The organism is Bacillus sp. JJ1127, from assembly GCF_036965845.1.
Lineage (GTDB): Bacteria > Bacillota > Bacilli > Bacillales > Bacillaceae_G > Bacillus_A.
In genome coordinates this window covers 300-2,596 of sequence record NZ_JBALQK010000317.1, presented here as the reverse complement: position 1 = coordinate 2,596, position 2,297 = coordinate 300, and the positions used below count along the sequence as shown (strand labels likewise).

Below are 2,297 nucleotides of genomic sequence, written 5' to 3'. Positions count from 1 at the left end.
ATTTTTACCTGCTAAAATATTAAATTCAGAATTCAAATAAAACCTTTTTGAATTTTTAATTGATCTAAAATTACTAATTTCCACCCATTTTATTTTCATAAAAACACCCACTTACCATATTTTTCTTATCTATCCAAATATTTTACCATCAAAATGCTAAAAATAAAAAAGATCTCCACAAAGATCCATCTTCCCAACGAAAGTAAACTTTTTGTAATTAGTTTACTTTCAAATAACCTATTTTATTGACTTCCCTTAAATGCCGATGATATTATTAAACCAACAAAAAAAGTTTACATTCAAAACATTGATAATAAAAGGGGTAAGAGGGATTATGAAAATGAAAGAGGAAAAAGAAAAGAAAATACATATCATCGATGTACAACCGATTCGAGATTTAGAACAACTTGAAGATATGAAATGGTCATTAAAACGCCATTGCAGCGAACGAGATTACATTTTATTTTTAATTGGAATCAATACAGGTTTACGTGTAAGTGACCTATTACAACTAAAAACAGAACAGATCACGAACTTAAAGAAGAAAAAGAGAAAAGAATTCAAGGTGAAAGAAGGTAAAACAAAGAAAGAACGAGACATCAACCTAACTTCTATATTTGATGAAGTCTATACTTACACTCAAATAATCAATAGTGAATGGCTATTCCCTTCTCGCAAAGGTGACAAGCCAATAAGCAAGATACAAGCGTATAGACAGCTAAACAAAGCTGCAGACTTTGCAGGTGTTGAAGCCATTGGCACTCACACTATGCGTAAAACCTTTGGCTACTGGATGTACAAGCAGACTAAAGATGTTGCACTGCTACAAGAGATACTAAACCATAGCAAACCACAAGTAACATTAAGATATATAGGCATCAGCAAAGAAGAAAAAGACAACGTACTCGATACATTTAAACTCTAAAAAAGAAGAAATGAAACGTGAACGTACAATATAGTCATGATAAAGGATTATTCAAGTATAAGCCAAACGACTATGTAACAGTTTTCGTTCAATATATCTGCACTGATCATGAGGAAGAAGAACTCTTTTACCCTAGTACTGTAACACGAGTGGAAAACAAGGGCTTCACATGTTTGATAGATAAACAAACCGAAGAAACATTCTTCTCATTCGGTGAGATAGAGAACGTAATACCTGAACATCTTCCCCCCCCCTTCTTTGCAGGTGTTACACGTAGACCAGACAAAAACTAACAGAGATGACATGCTCTCTACACTTGCACACACACATACAACAAAACACGCAAGCAAACGCATATATAGCTACAGCACATAGACAATAAGCTATCTATACGCACAGATCCTCCCAACTTTTCACCTACCTAGGCCACCTAGCCATACACCTACAATCAAACAAGTGTATATGTTTGATGACAACTATTGTGCGAACAATATGCATATATAGCAGGTACATTGGCACTCGACCACCTAGCCAATCCATCGAATGTAACATTGACTCTTTTCCTCATTTCTGAAGTCCTCTAAATACCTTTAAATAAAAGTCCAATTTTATCCCAACATTATATCCTCATATGCCACTCAAATCACTCAGATTTGCTTATAATGAATAGTAAATGGCAATATTTAATATATAAAAATTTTACAATTCCTAAAAATGGACAATATACTTATCACTGAAATTCCTGATCCTTCCACGAATGATTGTTATCTTTGCTGGGGCTTGCCTCCACTTCTAAAAATATAAGGAATTCCCTACATCATGGGGACATAGGTGATTCCTTGTTGAACTATTACTGTGTCTGTTAAATCTATAGAAATAATAATAACTATATATGTGTGTATAACTTTTATAATCTAACGATTAATACATTAAGCAAATATATATACAGGGGGATACTTTACAAATTTATAATATATACGATCTTTTCTGCCCCTTCAAACACATCAGCTCTCAGAATCAAGGCTATTTTTTAACTTTGCTTAAATATCTTTTAATCGATAGAAAAATCATATGTTATAAGTGTTTAAATCTATACTTGCTGCTCCTTTTTTTGCATTTCTATTTCCTCTCTTTTCACAACATCTTCCCTTAGCTCTTTAACCTGTTCCCAATCTTCATCTTTCAGATAAACTTCAGGCTTCATTACAAAGAGCCCATCTCTATGGACAAAGAAAACAATTTTTGAATTTATGATAAATTTTATAACCAAATAATCCTTACATTTAAAAAAACTTTCTATATATGCAATTAACTTTTCCATATCTGCATTAGCTACGACTTCTTCATAAACAGGCAATTTTGAAATATCCCT

3 protein-coding genes are annotated in these 2,297 nt (G+C 32.6%); 2 read left to right on the top strand and 1 reads right to left on the bottom strand.

The features are described from left to right. Nucleotides 1-340: 340 nt before the first annotated feature. Together V7183_RS23540 and V7183_RS23535 are read left to right on the top strand one after the other, a co-directional pair. Nucleotides 341-925, top strand: a complete 585-nt coding sequence (locus tag V7183_RS23540) for a tyrosine-type recombinase/integrase (RefSeq protein WP_335361018.1) — start codon at nt 341-343, stop codon at nt 923-925. Between the two features lie 17 nt (nt 926-942). Next, a complete protein-coding gene (locus tag V7183_RS23535; RefSeq protein WP_335361017.1) occupies nt 943-1,218 on the top strand; it encodes a hypothetical protein in 276 nt (91 codons plus the stop codon). Between the two features lie 797 nt (nt 1,219-2,015). On the opposite strand, the gene V7183_RS23530 is transcribed toward V7183_RS23535, so the two are convergent. Next, nucleotides 2,016-2,297, bottom strand: a 282-nt coding sequence (locus tag V7183_RS23530) for a hypothetical protein (RefSeq protein ID WP_335361016.1), incomplete at its 5' end; no start/stop codon positions are given.